The sequence below is a fragment of the Mesorhizobium sp. WSM4848 genome, from assembly GCF_055811375.1.
Genome location: NZ_JBVVPX010000001.1, coordinates 164,177 through 179,972 on the forward strand (window position 1 = coordinate 164,177; position 15,796 = coordinate 179,972).

General features: G+C 61.4%; 13 protein-coding genes. 7 read left to right on the top strand and 6 right to left on the bottom strand.

The annotated features are described in order from the left end of the window. Window positions 1-159 precede the first annotated feature (159 nt). The 5 genes from AC0L16_RS00780 to AC0L16_RS00800 form a co-directional block, all read right to left on the bottom strand. Window positions 160-1,191 (bottom strand): substrate-binding domain-containing protein, encoded by a 1,032-nt coding sequence (locus tag AC0L16_RS00780; RefSeq protein ID WP_473618459.1) that lies wholly within the window; start codon window positions 1,189-1,191, stop codon window positions 160-162. Window positions 1,192-1,630: 439 nt separating this feature from the next. Next, window positions 1,631-2,725 carry a LacI family DNA-binding transcriptional regulator gene (locus AC0L16_RS00785; RefSeq protein ID WP_473618460.1) on the bottom strand — a complete coding sequence of 365 codons (1,095 nt, stop codon included), beginning with the start codon at window positions 2,723-2,725 and terminating at the stop codon, window positions 1,631-1,633. A 110-nt stretch (window positions 2,726-2,835) separates the two neighbouring features. Further along, window positions 2,836-4,353 carry an amino acid ABC transporter permease/ATP-binding protein gene (locus AC0L16_RS00790; protein WP_473618461.1) on the bottom strand — a complete coding sequence of 506 codons (1,518 nt, stop codon included), beginning with the start codon at window positions 4,351-4,353 and terminating at the stop codon, window positions 2,836-2,838. A 76-nt stretch (window positions 4,354-4,429) separates the two neighbouring features. After that, on the bottom strand, window positions 4,430-5,266 hold the full coding sequence (locus AC0L16_RS00795; RefSeq protein ID WP_473618462.1) for an ABC transporter substrate-binding protein: 837 nt from the start codon (window positions 5,264-5,266) through the stop codon (window positions 4,430-4,432). A gap of 138 nt (window positions 5,267-5,404) precedes the next feature. Next, on the bottom strand, window positions 5,405-6,295 hold the full coding sequence (locus AC0L16_RS00800) for a PfkB family carbohydrate kinase (RefSeq protein ID WP_473618463.1): 891 nt from the start codon (window positions 6,293-6,295) through the stop codon (window positions 5,405-5,407). Window positions 6,296-6,396: 101 nt separating this feature from the next. On the opposite strand from AC0L16_RS00800, the gene AC0L16_RS00805 reads away from it, so the two are divergent. Together AC0L16_RS00805 and AC0L16_RS00810 are read left to right on the top strand one after the other, a co-directional pair. Next, window positions 6,397-7,398: an SIS domain-containing protein gene (locus tag AC0L16_RS00805; RefSeq protein WP_473618464.1), complete on the top strand. Its 1,002-nt coding sequence runs from the start codon at window positions 6,397-6,399 to the stop codon at window positions 7,396-7,398. Between the two features lie 62 nt (window positions 7,399-7,460). Continuing rightward, on the top strand, window positions 7,461-8,588 hold the full coding sequence (locus AC0L16_RS00810) for an NAD(P)/FAD-dependent oxidoreductase (RefSeq protein WP_473618465.1): 1,128 nt from the start codon (window positions 7,461-7,463) through the stop codon (window positions 8,586-8,588). Window positions 8,589-8,753: 165 nt separating this feature from the next. On the opposite strand, the gene AC0L16_RS00815 is transcribed toward AC0L16_RS00810, so the two are convergent. Continuing rightward, window positions 8,754-9,272, bottom strand: a complete 519-nt coding sequence (locus AC0L16_RS00815) for a hypothetical protein (protein WP_473618787.1) — start codon at window positions 9,270-9,272, stop codon at window positions 8,754-8,756. A 24-nt stretch (window positions 9,273-9,296) separates the two neighbouring features. Here AC0L16_RS00815 and AC0L16_RS00820 point away from each other — a divergent pair, with 24 nt between their 5' ends. The 5 genes from AC0L16_RS00820 to AC0L16_RS00840 are packed head-to-tail and all read left to right on the top strand — an operon-like array spanning window position 9,297 to window position 15,751. Further along, entirely contained in the window at window positions 9,297-10,589 is a 1,293-nt protein-coding gene (locus AC0L16_RS00820) for an IucA/IucC family protein (protein WP_473618765.1), read from the top strand. Further along, the gene (locus tag AC0L16_RS00825; protein WP_473618466.1) at window positions 10,573-12,282 is read left to right on the top strand and encodes an IucA/IucC family protein; all 1,710 of its coding nucleotides are present in this window, start codon (window positions 10,573-10,575) and stop codon (window positions 12,280-12,282) included. Before AC0L16_RS00820 ends, AC0L16_RS00825 begins: the two co-directional genes overlap by 17 nt. Before the next feature lie 12 nt (window positions 12,283-12,294). Continuing rightward, window positions 12,295-13,566: an AMP-binding protein gene (locus tag AC0L16_RS00830; RefSeq protein ID WP_473618467.1), complete on the top strand. Its 1,272-nt coding sequence runs from the start codon at window positions 12,295-12,297 to the stop codon at window positions 13,564-13,566. Further along, complete coding sequence (locus AC0L16_RS00835; protein WP_473618468.1) at window positions 13,566-14,909, top strand: DUF6005 family protein; 1,344 nt, start codon at window positions 13,566-13,568, stop codon at window positions 14,907-14,909. Before AC0L16_RS00830 ends, AC0L16_RS00835 begins: the two co-directional genes overlap by 1 nt. Next, window positions 14,906-15,751, top strand: a complete 846-nt coding sequence (locus AC0L16_RS00840) for a sugar phosphate isomerase/epimerase family protein (protein ID WP_473618469.1) — start codon at window positions 14,906-14,908, stop codon at window positions 15,749-15,751. The genes AC0L16_RS00835 and AC0L16_RS00840 overlap by 4 nt, the downstream gene beginning before the upstream one ends. Window positions 15,752-15,796 lie beyond the last annotated feature (45 nt).

Genomic DNA, 15,796 nt, shown 5'->3' on the forward strand with positions numbered 1-15,796 from the left:
CGTCTTTTTTTTTCTTTGTTTGGGTTTTAGGGGCGGGGGGGGGGGCCCCCCCCCCCCCCCCCCCTTTTTTTTTTTTTTTTTTTGGGGGGGGGGGGGGGGGGCCCCCCCCCCCCCCCCGTCCGGTCGAGCATTCCGAAAGAGCTCCGTGAGCGGCCAGCCTTATTCCTCGATGCCCTTGGTGCCGCGCCGCTTGAGGTAGGCGTCCCAATAGAAATCGTCGGCATTTTCCGCGGTGACGATGGAAAAGCCGTTGTCGACGAAGGGCACGCTCATGCCGTTGAAACCCGACCGCCGGGCGTCGTTCATCGGGTCGATCAGCTCGGGATGCTTGGCCAGCCACAGCAGCATGAACCCCATATAGCCCTGCATGCCCTGGTTCGGGTTGACTGAGCCGAAGATTTCGCCGGCCTTGATCATGTCGAGGATCTTGGCGTTGACGTCGGCCAGCATAACCCGGATCTTGCCGCCGCCTTCCTTCGCGGCCTGAGCGGCGCCGATTGCCGAGTTGGCTTCCGGCATGAACACTGCGCCCAGATCGGGATGCGCCTGAGCAAGGCTGAGCACGGCCTGATAGGCCTTCGTCGCATCCTGGTTCGACGCCGCGCGGCCGACGAGCTTCATATCCGGCCATTTGGCTTCCATGCGGGTGATGAAGGCGGCAATGCGCTTGTCGTGATTGTCCTGTCCGGGGTTTTCGAGGACCGCGTATTCGCCCTTGCCGTCCATCGCCTTGGCGACTGCATCGGCGGCATAGGTGCCTTCGGCGACGTTGTCGGAGGTGATGTAGGACACTCGTTTGGAGTTGGGCGAGTCTGCGGCGAATGTGACTACTGCTGTTCCCTGCTCAATGGCCCGATTGATGGGCTCGATGAACGGATCGGAGTTCATCGGATGGACCAGGATGCCAGCCGGCTTCTGAGCCAGCGCCTGGTCGAACGTCGCTATCTGCTTGTTCACGTCGTATTCGGGCGTCCCGGTATATTCGGTCTCGCAGCCGAACTGCTTTCCAGCCTGCTTGAACATCTCGTAGACCGGGAACCAGTATTCGACGCCGGAAACCATGACGTTCATGACGTATTTTTCACCCGGCTCGCACTTGAACGGGTTAGCGGCCTGGGCAGCAGCGTGACCTGCCCCCAACACTGTGATGGCGGCTGCCGAAATGGCGAGCATGCTCAAAAATTTGCGCAAGAGTCCTCCCTCGGAAGCCTGGTCAATGAGCGGTCGGACACTGACGTGCCGCCGCTTGTGGTTGATGAGGCCAAACCTCCTCCCGAGGCCCAGCAGCTGATCATTCGCAGGAGTTGGCTTGAGTGTCAATAAAATTCACATACAGAAATATATTTCACGCCTGCTTGGTGAGCCCGACCGGCCGAGACGACAAGCGCCGCCATCGCAGCGGCCGTCCTCGTGCGTGTGAACGGTCCGGAGCCGACTGGCTGGCAATGACGAGCACCGATGGGACCGCCAGTGTTGGTGAAGAACAGCCGGGCAGGCTCAGGTCAGCGGTTTCAACTGACCTGTCGATGCTTTCCTGAATGACTACGACCGTTTTAGGTCAACGCAGGCAGTGGTTGAATGTCAGGGACGGGCCTGCTTCGCCTCTCAGGGGACTTCAGATCGTCCAGCCTTATACAGGCACGGCAATCGAATTGCGTTCCACCAAGCGGGCCGCCAGGACACGGTGCTCGAAAGGTAAGGTGGCCTCCGCCAGCCTCTTCAAGAGAAGCTCCGCCGCCGCCGCTCCGATCAAATGCGCGGGTTGCGCGATGGCTGTGATACCTTGGGCCACAAACTGCATCCAGTCGAGATCGTCGAAGCAAAGCAGCGAAACGTCTCCTGGAATCGCAAGCTTCAATGCGGAAGTCGCCTCCAGAACGCCTGTCGACATCACACCATCGGCGGTGAATAGAGCAGACGGCGCATTGCGCATCGTCAGCAGATCGAGCGCCTCTTTGCGGGCCGCCTCGCTGGAATAGACCGCCACGCGGCGGATCAACTGCAGATCCGGCTCGATACCTGCGGCACGATGAGCTTCCAGATAACCCAACAGCCGTTGCCAGCTTGGATGGTGGCAGCGAACGTCAGCGCTGGAGAGATCGCGGTTCGCCACAAACGAGCCGACATCATCGCGCTGGCCCGGACCCAGTTCGGCCAGTATGCCGATGCGGTTGTGTCCGACCTCAATCATCGCGGCGATGCTGCTGCGCGTTACAGACACGTTGTCGACCACCACGGAATCGGTTTCCAGGCCCGCCACGATGCGGTCGAACTGCACGACTGGACAGCGGGCCGCCACTGCCTCACGAAGATGATCCGGCTTATCCGCGAAGGTCGACGAGACGATCAATCCGTCGACCTGTTTTTCCAGCAGCAGTTGCACTGCCTCTCGCTCGAGTTCGGCATTTTCGTCACTATTCGTAACGATAACCCCGAAGCCGCCACGGCGCGCGACATCGCCTATTCCACGCAAGACGCTCGCGTAGAACGGGCTTTCGATATCGCCGACCACAACTCCGATAGTCTGCGTCTTACCGGTGATCAGACCTTTTGCCAGGCGATTGGGGCGATAGCCGAGCGCAGCTGCGGCGGCGCGCACCTTCTCCTGAACCTCGGGGCTGCTGTAGCCATAGTCGCCAAGCACACGCCCCGCCGTGGCGGAGCTGACCCCGGCCCGGCGAGCAACCTCTATGATGGTTGCGTTTTTTGACAATCTTTGAATCACTCAGCAAGCCCCGCCGCCCATTCGTGCGTCGCAAAGACGAGCTAGTGGCAGTTAGGCCCACCCCGCAAGCCCGAACACAGCAGCACTCGCCGTTGCACACACTATTGCAATCAGAGCACCTCAGACAGAAAGCGCCGAAGACGTGGGCTTTGCGGATTGTCGAAAAGGTCCGCTGGTCGCCCTGCCTCGACAATCCGCCCCTCGTCCATGAATACGACCTGGTTTGCAACCTTGCGGGCGAAGTTCATCTCATGCGTAACGACGACCATCGTCATCCCGCCTCGCCCGAGCTCGGCCATCAAGTTCAGGACGCCCTTCACCAATTCCGGATCGAGGGCGCTGGTGACTTCGTCGAACAGCATAATCTCCGGTTCGAGGGCCAGGGCGCGCGCGATAGCCACCCGCTGCTGCTGTCCGCCCGAAAGATTTGCCGGCCGATGGTCTTTGCGCTCCAAGAGTCCGACTTCATGCAGCCTCGCTGAGGCCGCGCGCTCAGCCTCCTCGCGCGACATGCCTCTTACCTTGCGCAGCGCCAGGGTGATGTTGGCGAGCGCACTGCGGTCGGGGAACAAGTTGAATTGCTGGAAAACCATGCCGACACGCCGCCGGAGCTGGTCAGGGGTCTGGCTGTAGATGCTTTCGCCATCGAGCAGGATGTCTCCGGCTCGACATTCGATGAGGCGGTTGAGGCAACGCAACAAGGTCGACTTGCCCGAGCCGGATGGCCCGATCAGGCAGGTGACCGTCCCGGGCTCCACTTTCAGACTGACGTCATGGAGCACCTGGATGGCGCCGTAGGCCATGTCGATATTCTTGACTTCGATGCTGCCACCCTTGAAGCGTGCGGGCGACTTCGCTGCGCCCGGTAAACCGGCGTCAGCCAGTTCGGCGACTTCCTTGAGGCCGCTCTGCACGCCGGTGATACGCTTGCCGACGCGCATGCGCGCGTCGATGTAGTTGACGAGGTGGGTTAGCGGCACCGTGATCACGAGGTAGAACACGCCGGCCAGCAAGAGTGGTGACAGGTTGCCGGTCAGCACAGCCTGATCCTGGCCGACACGGAACAGTTCGCGTTCGGAGGCGAGCAGGCCAAGGAAATAGACCAGGCTGGAGTCTTTGACGTTGCCGATGAACTGATTGACTAGTGCCGGCAGGACGCGGCGGATGCCTTGCGGGATCACCACCAGGCGCATGCCTTGGCCATACGTCATCCCGAGCGTGCGGGTGGCGTCGATCTGACCGCGCTCGACGCTCTGAATGCCGGCTCGGAAAATTTCTCCGATGTAGGCGCCGGCAATAAGGCTGAGTGCCAGAATGCCCAGCGGATAAGGCGATGGACCGAACAGGTCGCGGCCCAACCGTGCGAAGCCCTGGCCAATGATCAGAATAGTGACAATGGCGGGAAGCCCACGGAAGACATCGGTGTAGACCCGCGCGAGGAGCTTCAGCGGCCGGTTCTCGGAGATCCCCATCACCGCGAGAACGATACCGATCAGCGTCCCGAAAAACGTCGAGGCGACGGCCAGGATCAGGGTGTTCTTGAGGCCGACCCTCACCATGTTTGGCAGAACTTCTGCCATCGCCTGGAAATCAAGGAAGCTGCGGGAGAAGGTGTCGAACCAGCTCATATCAAGTCCATCTATAACTCGGCCGGGCACCGTTGCTCACGGGCCCGGCCGGAAAACACAGCGAAGTCGCTCGAATTCACATCTTGGGCAGATATTGATCTGGCATGGGGGTGCCCGCGAACCATTTTTCGTGCAGCCGTTTCCAAGTGCCATCCTCCATGGCCTCGCGCAGTGCCTTGTTCAGTGCCTCGCGGAAGGCATCGTTGCCTTTCCTCACGACGAACCCGGCTGGCGCATCGAAGGACGGCACGTTCATGGTTATCTTCAGGTTTTTATAGCGTTCTACATACTGCTTGGCCGACTCATAGTCGGTGAAATGGCCATCGATCGTCCCGTTGTTCAGCGCCGCCACCGCGGTGTTGTTGTCGGGGAACTTGACGATGTCGCCCTTCAGGTTCTTCTCGGCATAGATTTCCTGCAGCGTCCCCTGGATGACGCCGATGCGCTTTCCGGCGGTGCTCTCATTGCTCGTCAGAGCCGGATCGGCCGAAATGATCGAAAGGTAACCCGCGAGATAGCCATCGCCAAAATCCACGGTCTTCTTGCGCTCCGCGGTCGTGCCAATGGCGGCGACAGCGACGTCGAAGCGGCCGTTGGCGACGGATGGCAGCAAGGCCGAGAATTCTTGGCCGGTGAAGACGACCTGCTCCTCCTTGAACCCAAGCCGGCGCGCCACGTCGCGGAAGAGTTCAGCATCGAAGCCGGTGAAGTTTCCATTGGCGTCGGTGAAGACGTAGGGTTTCGCATCGCCCATCGTTCCGACGCTGATCACCGTCGGGTCGATGAGATTGTAGGGGTTGTCGCTCGCTTTTGCCTGCGTTGACCAGGCCAGTGTGCCAAGTCCTGTCACCAGCGCGATGGTCAGCGCCAGACCGCATTTCACCAGGTGGCGCCTGCTCGAATTTGTTTGCATGTGTCTTCTCCTCTTAATCGGCCGAACCCGGCCTTGCGGTCCCACTCGACGTCTGATCCATCAAAAATGCTCTTAAGCGGCGTTTCGTTGAGCGGATGAGAACGTTATCACTTTTCCTAGCACTGTCCGATCATCGGGTCAATTGTTTCGGAGAATTTCGCGGCTAGACGGCTTCCCGGGTGGAGCGTGCCGCGCGGTGCTGAGGATCTCGGGCGATATGTTGCCGATATCGATTGCTGACGCATGGCCGATCGCGCCGTAGTACTGGCAGGTTGCAGCCGCCGCCTCTGCGGCATGGCGGAGAATGTCGTGAGGCGCCTCTTCGTTAAGCAGGCCGAGCAGCGTTCGGGCGATGAAGGTGTCGCCCGCGCCCAGGGTGTCGACGGGTTCGACCATCCGCGCCGGAGTGTGGTAGGAAACCGAGTCGGTGTGAAGCACCGCGCCGGCTCGACCGCGAGTCACCAAAACCCACTTTGAACCGCATGCAAGCAGTTCGGATACCATTGCGGTCAATTCCTTGTCGTCGAGACCATCCCCTGAGACAGAAGCCAGATAGCAATATGGTCCAACCTCGCGCCGGTGTTCCGGTTCCCGCCGTGTGGAAAAATCGTACGATAACCGTGATTTACTCGAAACTGCGGCAACCCATTGGTCTAACCCGCTGGACTGGCCGATGTGGACGGCCTGAAAGCCTGAGAGAAAATCCAGATCTTCACGCGTCGGCGTGAACATCGAAACGCCGAGGTCGAAATCCAGGAAAATCCGATCGGCCTTGTGGTGACCGATGAGGCAGTAAGCGGTCGGCCCTTCGAGGCGCCGCAATCGGGTGACGTCAACGCGCTCCGACGCCAGTGCAGTGCAGATCAGGTCCCCAGCCCGGTCTTTGCCGATCGCTCCGACATAGGCCGACTGCCCACCGAAGCGGCTCAGGTAGACGGCGACATTGAGGCAGTTTCCGCCAGGATACATCTCGCCGCGAGCAAGATAGCAATCGACCACGTTATCGCCCATGGCGGCAATCTTGACCATTGCAGGACTTTCAGCTTATAGGATGTGATAACGTTCGCACAATGACTGCTGCCTGTCAATTGTGCGCCGGCCCAAGCTCTGTCAACGAGACGAGGAAGCTCATGATTTCCGCCCTGCCCGCCGACCTAGAACGCGCTCTGAACGCCACGGCGGGCAGGCAGTTTTCGCACCTCTTTCTCGTGGCGTGCGGCGGCTCGCTCTCAATCATGATGGCAGGCAAATACTTCCTCGACCGCCACAATGGCGCAATTGCCTGCGACAGCTACAACGCGGATGAATTCGTCTGCCGAGATCCGCGGCGGTTGGGACCTGACACGCTCGTTGTCCTTTGCTCGCAGACAGGAACTACCAAGGAGACAGTGCGGGCAGCCAATCATGCCAGGGCGCGAGGCGCAACGACAATCGGCATGACGCTCGACCAAACATCGCCCCTCGCGCGGGCGGTCGACCACCCGATTGCCTACCAGGCCTCGTACACGACGGGCAAAGCAATCGATGCAGCCTATAGCAATTACGGTGTGCTCTACATGCTGCTCGCCGGTCTGATCGATGCTCGGGAGGATGGCGGGCTAACCAACGACCTGCTGATCAGCCTGAGCCATCTTCAACCGGCCATCGAGCGCGCGCACCGGGCCTACGCAGACCGGTTCGAGACCTTCGCCGCTCGCTTCGCACCTCGACAGGCAATCTACACACTGGCCAGCGGTGCCAGCTACGGTGCGGCCTACTCCTACGCCATCTGCGTGCTCATGGAAATGCAATGGTACGACTCGCAGGCAATACACGCGAACGAGTTCTTTCATGGCCCATTCGAAGTGGTGGATAGGGATGCTTGCTTCATTGTCTTGCTGGGTTTGGACGAAACGCGGAGCCTCTCCGAACGTGCCCGTGATTTCCTTTTCAAGTACGGCAGCCGGGAAAACATCCTGGTGCTCGATGGAGCCGAACTCGACCTCGGCGGTATGTCCGAACACATCAAACCCTATCTCGTGCCTTTGGTCTTCTTCGACACTCTATGGCGTTTTGCCTACAAGCTGGCAGGTCTGCGCGATCGGCCGATGCTCGAGGGCCGGCGCTACATGAAGAAGCTGTCGGACTACTAGGCCCGCCGCACGTGTGGCGATCTCACACTCCCAGCCCATCTTCTGCGTAGAAGGATTTCTCTATGACTGCATCCCCAAAGCCGCGCCATGTCGTCGTTGTCGGCGCAGGCATCTTTGGCACCTCGACCGCGCTGCACCTCGCCCGCCTTGGGCTTGACGTGACCATTGTCAACGACGGCGCGCCGTCCAACGGTGCATCCGGCCGTTCACTTTCCTGGCTGAACTCAGCGCGACGCGCGGACACTGCCTATCACCGCTTGAGGCTTGCAGGCATCGATCGTTATCGGACCCTGGCCGCTACAAGGCCGGAAGCCGCATCGTGGCTTCGCTTTGACGGCGGCCTCACCTGGGATGCAGATGACGAGGCGAACCAGATCGCGTCGATGTGGCAGTTGGAGCAGGATATTGGTTATCACGCGCTTCTGCTCGACCCTGCCGAAGTTGGCGCAGTGACGCCCGGCATCGATGCCAGTGCGATCGCCCCGCAGGGCGCCATCTTCAATCCTGGCGAAGGATGGGTTGACCTGCCGTCTTTGATCGATCGGCTGCTCAATGAATTCCGCTCCCGCGGCGGCAAGCTTGTTCAGGACGCTGGACGCGTGCGGATAGTTGCCACAGGCGGTCGCGCACGTGGCGTCATCACTGCTGGCGGTACGCCGGTCGAGACGGATGCAGTCGTCCTTGCCGTAGGGCCAGCGACGCCTTGCATGCTTGCGGAGATCGGAGTCCATGTCCCCGACGCCACCCCGATTTCACTTCTCTTGAAGACCAAACCGATCAAGACCGACCTCCGTGCCGTGCTGAATACGCCGCGTGTTGCGGTGCGCCCGACGCCGGATGGCGCACTTGTTTTGGATTCGGCATGGTCGGAGGAAGAAGTCGCGGTCAACTCAGACGGCACTTACACCGTGCACGACAAGACCGTAAAGGGACTGCTCGACGAAGCTACCGCCGTGCTCGACGGCAATCCGCGGCTCCAACTCGCAACCTACGCCGTTGGCCCGAAGCCTATCCCCGGCGATGGCGAGCCGGTGCTTGGCTCCGTCGAGACCGTCGCCGACCTTCACGTCGCTTTTAGCCACAGCGGCGCCACGCTTGGACTGATCGTCGGCGAATTGCTGGCCAAAGAAATCGCCTCCGGCAATCCGCACCCCATGCTTGCAACCTTCCGCGCCAACCGTTTCGGCTAAAAGGGCAATCGCGGCCGAGATCGAACTGTCCAGATGAGCCGCGGTGGCATTGCCCAGATGACTGCCTTCGGAGGTTGATCCGCGCAGCTGACTAGGATAACATGACAATCGTAGTTTAGTTTTAGCCGCGGCCGCAGCAAGGCTGGCCCTTCACGCGCGGCGCCATCAAAACCTTTGAAACTCAGCGCAGAGCGCCTGCCCGGCGTCTGTGCGACATGGCGTCCGCAACGAATGATCGACAAGAATCAGATTGCAGCAGAACAGGCAATTTTTCGAGCCTTGGCAAACAGCTATTTGCGTGAGCTGAATTCCGGGATTCCGGTGTTCCACCGCATCGGAGAACGGAACTTCGATTGCGTGGAGATTTCCCTGCCGTCGCGGCATGCCGTGCTGCGCATCGAAATGAAATCCCGATCGCTTTGCGGAATGCACCTGTTTGGACAGATCTGGATTCGTCAGGATGTAGGTCCGAACTGGCACGAGATAGAACCGATCTTGGCCGTGCATCTGCTTGTGCTGGGAGCCAGAGAAGCCGGATCGGCCACGCATCGACAAGCCGACGTCGAGCTTCTCGAGCGGATTCTTCAGAGCTGTCAGGCGACGAAGCGTTACCTCGACGCCGCCGATCGGGCGCCGCCACCGATCGGCTTTATAGCCGCGGAACAATCCCTGTATTTTGGACATCCGCTGCATCCGACGCCCAAGAGCCTGCAAGGCATGTCGAACTGGCAGCAGGATGTCTATGCCCCCGAATTGCGCGGCGGTTTCCAGCTGGCGTATTTCGCTGCCGCTGCCCACCTTGTCCGCGAGGATTCCGCCGGCATCGCGGTGACCTCGATCGTCAGCTCACTACTGGGGAATGACGCCGGCACGGTTGCCGCAGGGAACGGCGAGACGCTCCTGCCCATGCATCCGCTTCAGGCGCAAGCATTGATGCTCGACCCGGCGGTGCGCGCGCTCATGGATTCAGGGCAGATCCGGTATCTCGGTCCGGCAGGGCCGGTGTTCACGGCGACTTCTTCGGTGCGCACGGTTTACAGCGACGATGCCGCCTGGATGCCGAAATTCTCGCTGCCCGTCCGCATCACCAACTCCAAGCGCGTCAACAGGCGGCACGAGCTGGAGGCAGGCGTTGCGGTGGCGCGCCTGTTCGAACGCGCCGGGATCGACATGTTCGAGCAGCGCCTCGGCTTTCTCCACGACAGCGCATACGCGACGCTGGATATTTCCGGACAGGCCGAGAGCGGTTTCGAAGTCATTTTCCGTGAAAACCCGTTCCGGGGCCGCGCCGACGATCCCGTGATCACCGTTTCGGCACTGACGGCCGAACCACGTCCCGGGCACAGCTCATTGTTCGAAAAAATCGTCCGGCGTGTCGCGCAGGATCAGGATATATCGGTGCGGCAGGCGTGCCGTCGCTGGTTCGAATGCTATCTCGACTGTGCGCTCGATCCGCTGGTCAAACTCTACGACCGGTTCGGCGTCGCGCTGGAAGCGCATCAGCAGAACAGCTTGCTTGACCTGTCGCAACAGGGGCTGCCCAGCCGATATTTTTATCGCGACAGCCAGGGATTTTACCTCTCGAACGGCGCCAAAGCCCGGTGGTATGGCCTGGTGCCTGAGGTTGTCCAGATCCGCAGTCTGTTCTTCGACGACCGCGAGATTCGCGAACGGCTCTCCTACTATCTCATCGTCAATCAGATCTTCTCGGTCATCGCACGCGCCGGGCATGACGGCCTGGCAAGCGAGGCCGAACTGCTCGGTATCCTTCGAGCGCGGCTCAAAAAACTGGCGGGAGAACTCACTGGCGCGGGACGGGAATTCGCGACTAGCCTGCTCGACAAGCCGCACATCACCGCAAAGGCCAACCTGGCGATCCGACTCGGGGATGTCGATGAGCTGGCCGAGGGCGGCAGCGCCATCTACACGCATTTTCCCAATCCACTGAGCCGTGTCGGCCTGTTTGTGGCCGCGGAGCAGGCACATGCCATTGCCTCTTGATCTCCACGGCATCCCCGAGCTGCGTGTGATGCGCCAGCTCGCGGAAGCCCTGGTCTATGAGGGCCTGGTCGGTTGCGCGGTGTCGCGCGGCGGCGCGAAAGCCGGTTTCGAATGGCGCTGCGGCGGCGCCTCGATACGCTGCGAGGGATCGATCGGCGCCTTCGGCCGGGTCAGGGTTGTCGCCGAAACGATCGTGCGGGGCTGCGACGACCAATGGCGACCGGCGACGCTCGGCGATCTCCTGGCGAGCATAGACACCTGCCCTGAACGGCGTGCACAACTCACATCCGAACTGGATCGGACGCTCGATTTCAGCGCCTGGAACGGGCGCAATCTCCGGCCCAGACCGCGCCGCGATCTGCCATTTGCGCAACTCGACAGCGCGATCGATGAGGGTCATCCCTATCATCCGTGTTTCAAGTCGCGCACCGGATTCGACTACGCCGACCACGCGGCGTACGGCCCGGAAGCAGGCAACGCCTTCCAACTGGCCTGGCTGGCGGTCGCGCCCGAACGTCTGCACTCGGCGTTTCCCACGGACGAGCAGGCTTTCTGGACGCACGAACTCGGCGCCGAAACCTGTTCGCTGCTGGACGAGCGCCGTGCCCGGCTCGGCGACAATGCAAGGCGTTTCGGCCTGATGCCGCTGCATCCCTGGCAATGGAAAGCGTTACAGGGCTCGGAACTGTCGCGCTGGCTGGCGGAGGGCTCCGCCGGATTCCTCGGCCAGGCCGGCGATCGCTATACCGCCAGCCAATCCGTGCGGACGCTTTTCAATCGCGATCACCCGCGACGCGCCAATCTCAAACTGCCGATGAATCTCGTCAACTCGTCGGCCATGCGCATCATCGAACCGCATTCGGTGTGCAGCGCGCCGTCGATCAGCCGCTGGCTGAAGGACATGGTCGCCAGCGATCCGCTGTTCGAGGCGCGATATCCGCTCACCATCCTCGGCGAATATGCCGGCACGATCGCAAATCGGGAAGGACCGCTGGCAGGACAGATCGCCGCGATCTGGCGGGAGGACGTTACCAGCAGCCTTCAGGCCGGCGAATCCGCGGTGCCGCTCAACGCGCTGATGGCCCTGGAAAGTGACGGCCGGCCGTTCGTCGCGGACTGGATCGATGAGTACGGGCTGGACGCCTGGCTAGACAGGCTTGTGGCTACGGTGGCGATGCCGGTGTTTCACCTGCTCGTCGGCCATGGCATCGCGACGGAAGCGCATGGCCAGAACCTGGTCCTGATCCATCGCGATGGCTGGCCAGTGAGGCTGGCGATGCGCGACTTCCACGACAGCGTCGAATATGTGCCTGGCTTCCTGCGCGATCCCTCCACTGTTCCCGACTTCGTCGCCTTGAACCCTGCCTATCGTGACGCCGCGCCCAACCAGTACTACTGGATGGAGAGCGCCGATTTGCTCGGCGAGCTCTGCCTGGACGCCCTGTTTGTCTACAACCTGGCCGAGATCTCGCATCTGCTGCGCCATTGTTACGGTCTCGACGAAGACAGCTTCTGGTCCGGAGTCGGCAGACGGTTGCAGGACCATTGTCGGCAGTTCGGACTGTCGCACCGGCAAGCCGCGCTTGGCCTGTTCCAGCCGCGCATCCGCACGGAATCGCTGCTGCGACGCAAGCTCTCGCCGCCGGGCAGCGAATGCGCCCACGAAATCCCAAACAGCCTTGCAGTCGCGTAAGGAGACACAAACATGATCGCAATCAACGACACGGTCTTTGATCAAACCTATTTCCGCGACGCGGCGGACCGCATTGCGGCCGCGGCGCAACTCGACAAGCGCGCAGGCGACCGTTTTGCAGTCTGTTTCTCCGAGGCGCAGGATTGGCTGGTGTTCTTCTTTGCCGCGCGCGCGGCCGGCGCCAGCGTGCTGCCGCTGCATCCCTCGACGCCATATGCCGCGGCGCGCCGGCAGGCGGAGACGGCGAAGTGCAACTGGCTTTTCTACAACCGGCTGGAAGGCGAGCCGATCTGCGAGGAGCGCGCCAGCGAAGCTGGACAGCTGTTGCAGATGAGCTCTGGCACGACCGGCGAGCCGAAATGCGTCGCGCGCGCCTGGAGCGAGATAGACGACGAGGTCGACAGCTACACCTCGGCGTTTGTCGAGCCACAGGACATGACCCCGTTGATCGCCGGTCCAACCACCCATTCCTACGGCTTGATCTGCGGCGTAATGGTGGCGCTGAAGCGCGGCCAGTCGCCCGCCATACTGGACACCGGGAACCCCAAATTCGTGCTGCGCAAGCTGCGCGAAACGCAGCGGCCCTATCTGATCTCATCGCCGGCCATCCTTCACACGCTCGCCAGGCTTTTGCCGGCCGGCGAGCAGATCCACGCAACGATGACATCCGGCACCCTCTTACCCGACCCCTGGTTCGGGCAGATCAGGGCCAAATCAAAATACATGTTCCAGCAGTACGGCTGCTCGGAAGCCGGCTGCATCGCGATCAACCCGGATGTGCAGGCGGCTAATGAAGTCGGCTATGTGCTGCCGTGCTTTGCGTTGCGCGACGCCGGCACGGCCAGTGAGCCGAAGGAAATTGCCGTCGAGCGCAAAGGCGTGGCGGTCGAGACACGCGACCTGGGTTATCGCCGCGATGACGGCATGCTGGTATTCCTGTCGCGTCTCGACGATTTGATCAACGTCTCCGGTCTCAACGTCTATCCGAAGGAAGTCGAGGACGTGGTCATGACATTCGGCGGCATTGGCGACGCGGTCGTGTTCCGCAAGCAGGATGCATTCGCTGGCGAGCGCGTCGCGCTTCTGTTCAGCGCCGAACATGCGGTCGACCGGACGCAGCTTCGGCAATGGTGCGGCGAGCGACTTGCAGCACACCAGATGCCAACCGAGATCGTTCAGGTGGAGCGGATTCCGCGCCAGGCGAACGGCAAGATCAGCCGGCGCGACGTGGCTGTTCGCTACGGCACGGGCGAATTCGCGCCGGTACGGACGGAGGCAGCCTGATGACCTACGATCAAATACTCGACGCGATCGGGACGATCCTGCGCGACAAGCTCGACAGCCAGCACATGGATGCCTTCGCGCCGCAAGCCAGGCTGAACGAGGATCTGTATCTCGATTCCGTGCTTATTCTCGAGATCATGCTGGCGCTTGAACTCGACCACGGTGTCGCGCTGCCCGAGGAGGTGATCAGTCGCCAGGATCTGGCCACCGTGGACGACCTGGCGCGGCTGTTCGTCAAGGCCTCGGAACCGAATGGAACACTTGTGAAGCCGGCAAAGGAACTTGTTCTCGCTCGCGCCGAACGAGAAGTGGCCGAGCGGATCGGTGTGCATGGCGAGGACTTCGTCGACATCAAGGTCCATTGCTTCGTCAGCAATGTCTGCCACGCGGTGAAGCAAAGGCAGCTTGATCATCGACCTTTCTTCTTCGGCGTCTGGGATGCGGGTTTCGCCGTCGATAAAAGCTGGCGGCTGGCGTATCACGCGCCTGAAATCAACCACGACTTCTTCCGCGATTGGTTCGAGCGCCTGTACGGCGCCAAGGTCCGCCGATGGTATCGGCCGGACGCCGCCAAGGTAGAGAACCTGGCGACGATGCTGGAGCTTCTGGAGCGCAAGAAGCAGAGCGAGTACCTGATGGTCATGCTCGATCTCTTCCACCTGCCGGAGCGCGAGAACAAGTTCAACCAGAATCCATTCCCGCACTATCTGATGTTGGAACACACCGAGGATCCGGCGGTTTGGATGGTTCTTGACCCGGATTTCCGCTGGGAAGGAAGGATCGAGAAGCAGAAAGTCATCGATGCGATCATGCAGCCGACCGTTGCCGGCGGTTTCATCTTTGACGCTGCCGACATCAGGAAACCGTCCGCCGTCGATCTGCGCGACTATTTCCTTGCCTGTTTCCATGAAGACGACAATCTGCTGACGCGCGCAACGGGCGAAGTCGTTCGGGCGCATTTGGACGGCCGCGACGGCGTGAAACTGCCCGAGTTGTCGATGGCGCTGCGCGAGCTGCCGGTCATCTCGATCCGCAAATACGCGCTGGAGCACGGCTTTGCCTTCTTCTGGCGATCGCTGCAGCTTTCCAACGCCGAGTTCGACACGATCTGCGACGACATCGAATCTCTGATCCAGGAATTCAAGGCGCTTCATTACGCCATCATGAAACTCAGCCAGACAGGCGACGAAGTCCTGGCGTCGCAGGTATTCGAGAAACTCGATGTGCTGGACGCGAAGGAGCGGTCGCTGAAGCGCCGCCTTGCCCAAACCTATCGGGTGTGGTGCGACACGCGCGGCCTCCTGCACGCGCCGCACCACGATGTCGAGGACGCCGTCGCATGAGGCTGTCGCTCTGCACGATCACCTTCCGCCATCATCTGCTGTCGCTGGAGGACATCGCGCGGTGGGCGGCGGCGAACGATTTCCAGGGTATCGAGCTCTGGGGAGCACATGCGCGCAACATGCAGCATATGACCGACCGCAACGCCGACTGGATGGCGGCGTTCGGCCTTTCAGTACCGATGCTCAGCGACTATCTGCCTCTCGATGACGATCTCGCGTCGCTGCGCCACGCCACGTCGAACCTCTGCCGCCTGGCCGGCCGCTGGGGCGCCCACAAGGTGCGCACGTTCGCCGGCAAGTCGGCAAGCCGGGATACCTCGCCCGAAGCGCGCTGGCGCCTGTCGGCGCGGCTCAAGGATGCCTGCATGATTGCGCAGGACCAGGGCTGCGAGATCCTGGTGGAGACACATCCGGGAACGCTTGCCGACACGCTTTCGTCGACGCAACGCCTGCTTGAGGAGGTCGACCATCCGGCGCTGGGCGTCAATTTCGACACCTTGCACGTCTGGGAAGGCGGCGCCGATCCGATCGCCGCGCATCGCGCCCTGTTGCCGCATATCCGGCACTATCATCTGAAGAATGTCCGATCGCGCGCCGACCTCGCCGTCTTTGAGCCGGCAAACGTCTACGTCGCGGCCGGAAAGCGGACGGGCATGACCGCGCTTTTCGATGGCGCGGTGGACTATCTGCAATTCCTCGACGAATTGTTCGAGCGCGAGGAGGTGGATGCCTCGCTGGAATGGTTCGGCGGCGACTGCTTCAATATCCTCGCCAACGACGCCCGCAACATGCGTCTGCTGCGGGCGGACCGCGAAGCACCGATCCGCGCCGGCGTGGCGTGATGGCTTGTTGCCCTGCCAGTAGCCACACAGGTACGTGATGGCGTG

Excerpts from the sequence above, each read along its gene's own strand:
- AC0L16_RS00795 (WP_473618462.1), bottom strand. The coding sequence starts at position 5,266 with ATGCAAACAAATTCGAGCAGGCGCCACCTGGTGAAATGCGGTCTGGCG.
- AC0L16_RS00800 (WP_473618463.1), bottom strand. The coding sequence starts at position 6,295 with ATGGTCAAGATTGCCGCCATGGGCGATAACGTGGTCGATTGCTATCTT.
- AC0L16_RS00825 (WP_473618466.1), top strand. The coding sequence starts at position 10,573 with ATGCCATTGCCTCTTGATCTCCACGGCATCCCCGAGCTGCGTGTGATG.
- AC0L16_RS00790 (WP_473618461.1), bottom strand. The coding sequence starts at position 4,353 with ATGAGCTGGTTCGACACCTTCTCCCGCAGCTTCCTTGATTTCCAGGCG.
- AC0L16_RS00840 (WP_473618469.1), top strand. The coding sequence starts at position 14,906 with ATGAGGCTGTCGCTCTGCACGATCACCTTCCGCCATCATCTGCTGTCG.
- AC0L16_RS00815 (WP_473618787.1), bottom strand. The coding sequence starts at position 9,272 with ATGTCCAAAATACAGGGATTGTTCCGCGGCTATAAAGCCGATCGGTGG.
- AC0L16_RS00805 (WP_473618464.1), top strand. The coding sequence starts at position 6,397 with ATGATTTCCGCCCTGCCCGCCGACCTAGAACGCGCTCTGAACGCCACG.
- AC0L16_RS00810 (WP_473618465.1), top strand. The coding sequence starts at position 7,461 with ATGACTGCATCCCCAAAGCCGCGCCATGTCGTCGTTGTCGGCGCAGGC.
- AC0L16_RS00830 (WP_473618467.1), top strand. The coding sequence starts at position 12,295 with ATGATCGCAATCAACGACACGGTCTTTGATCAAACCTATTTCCGCGAC.
- AC0L16_RS00835 (WP_473618468.1), top strand. The coding sequence starts at position 13,566 with ATGACCTACGATCAAATACTCGACGCGATCGGGACGATCCTGCGCGAC.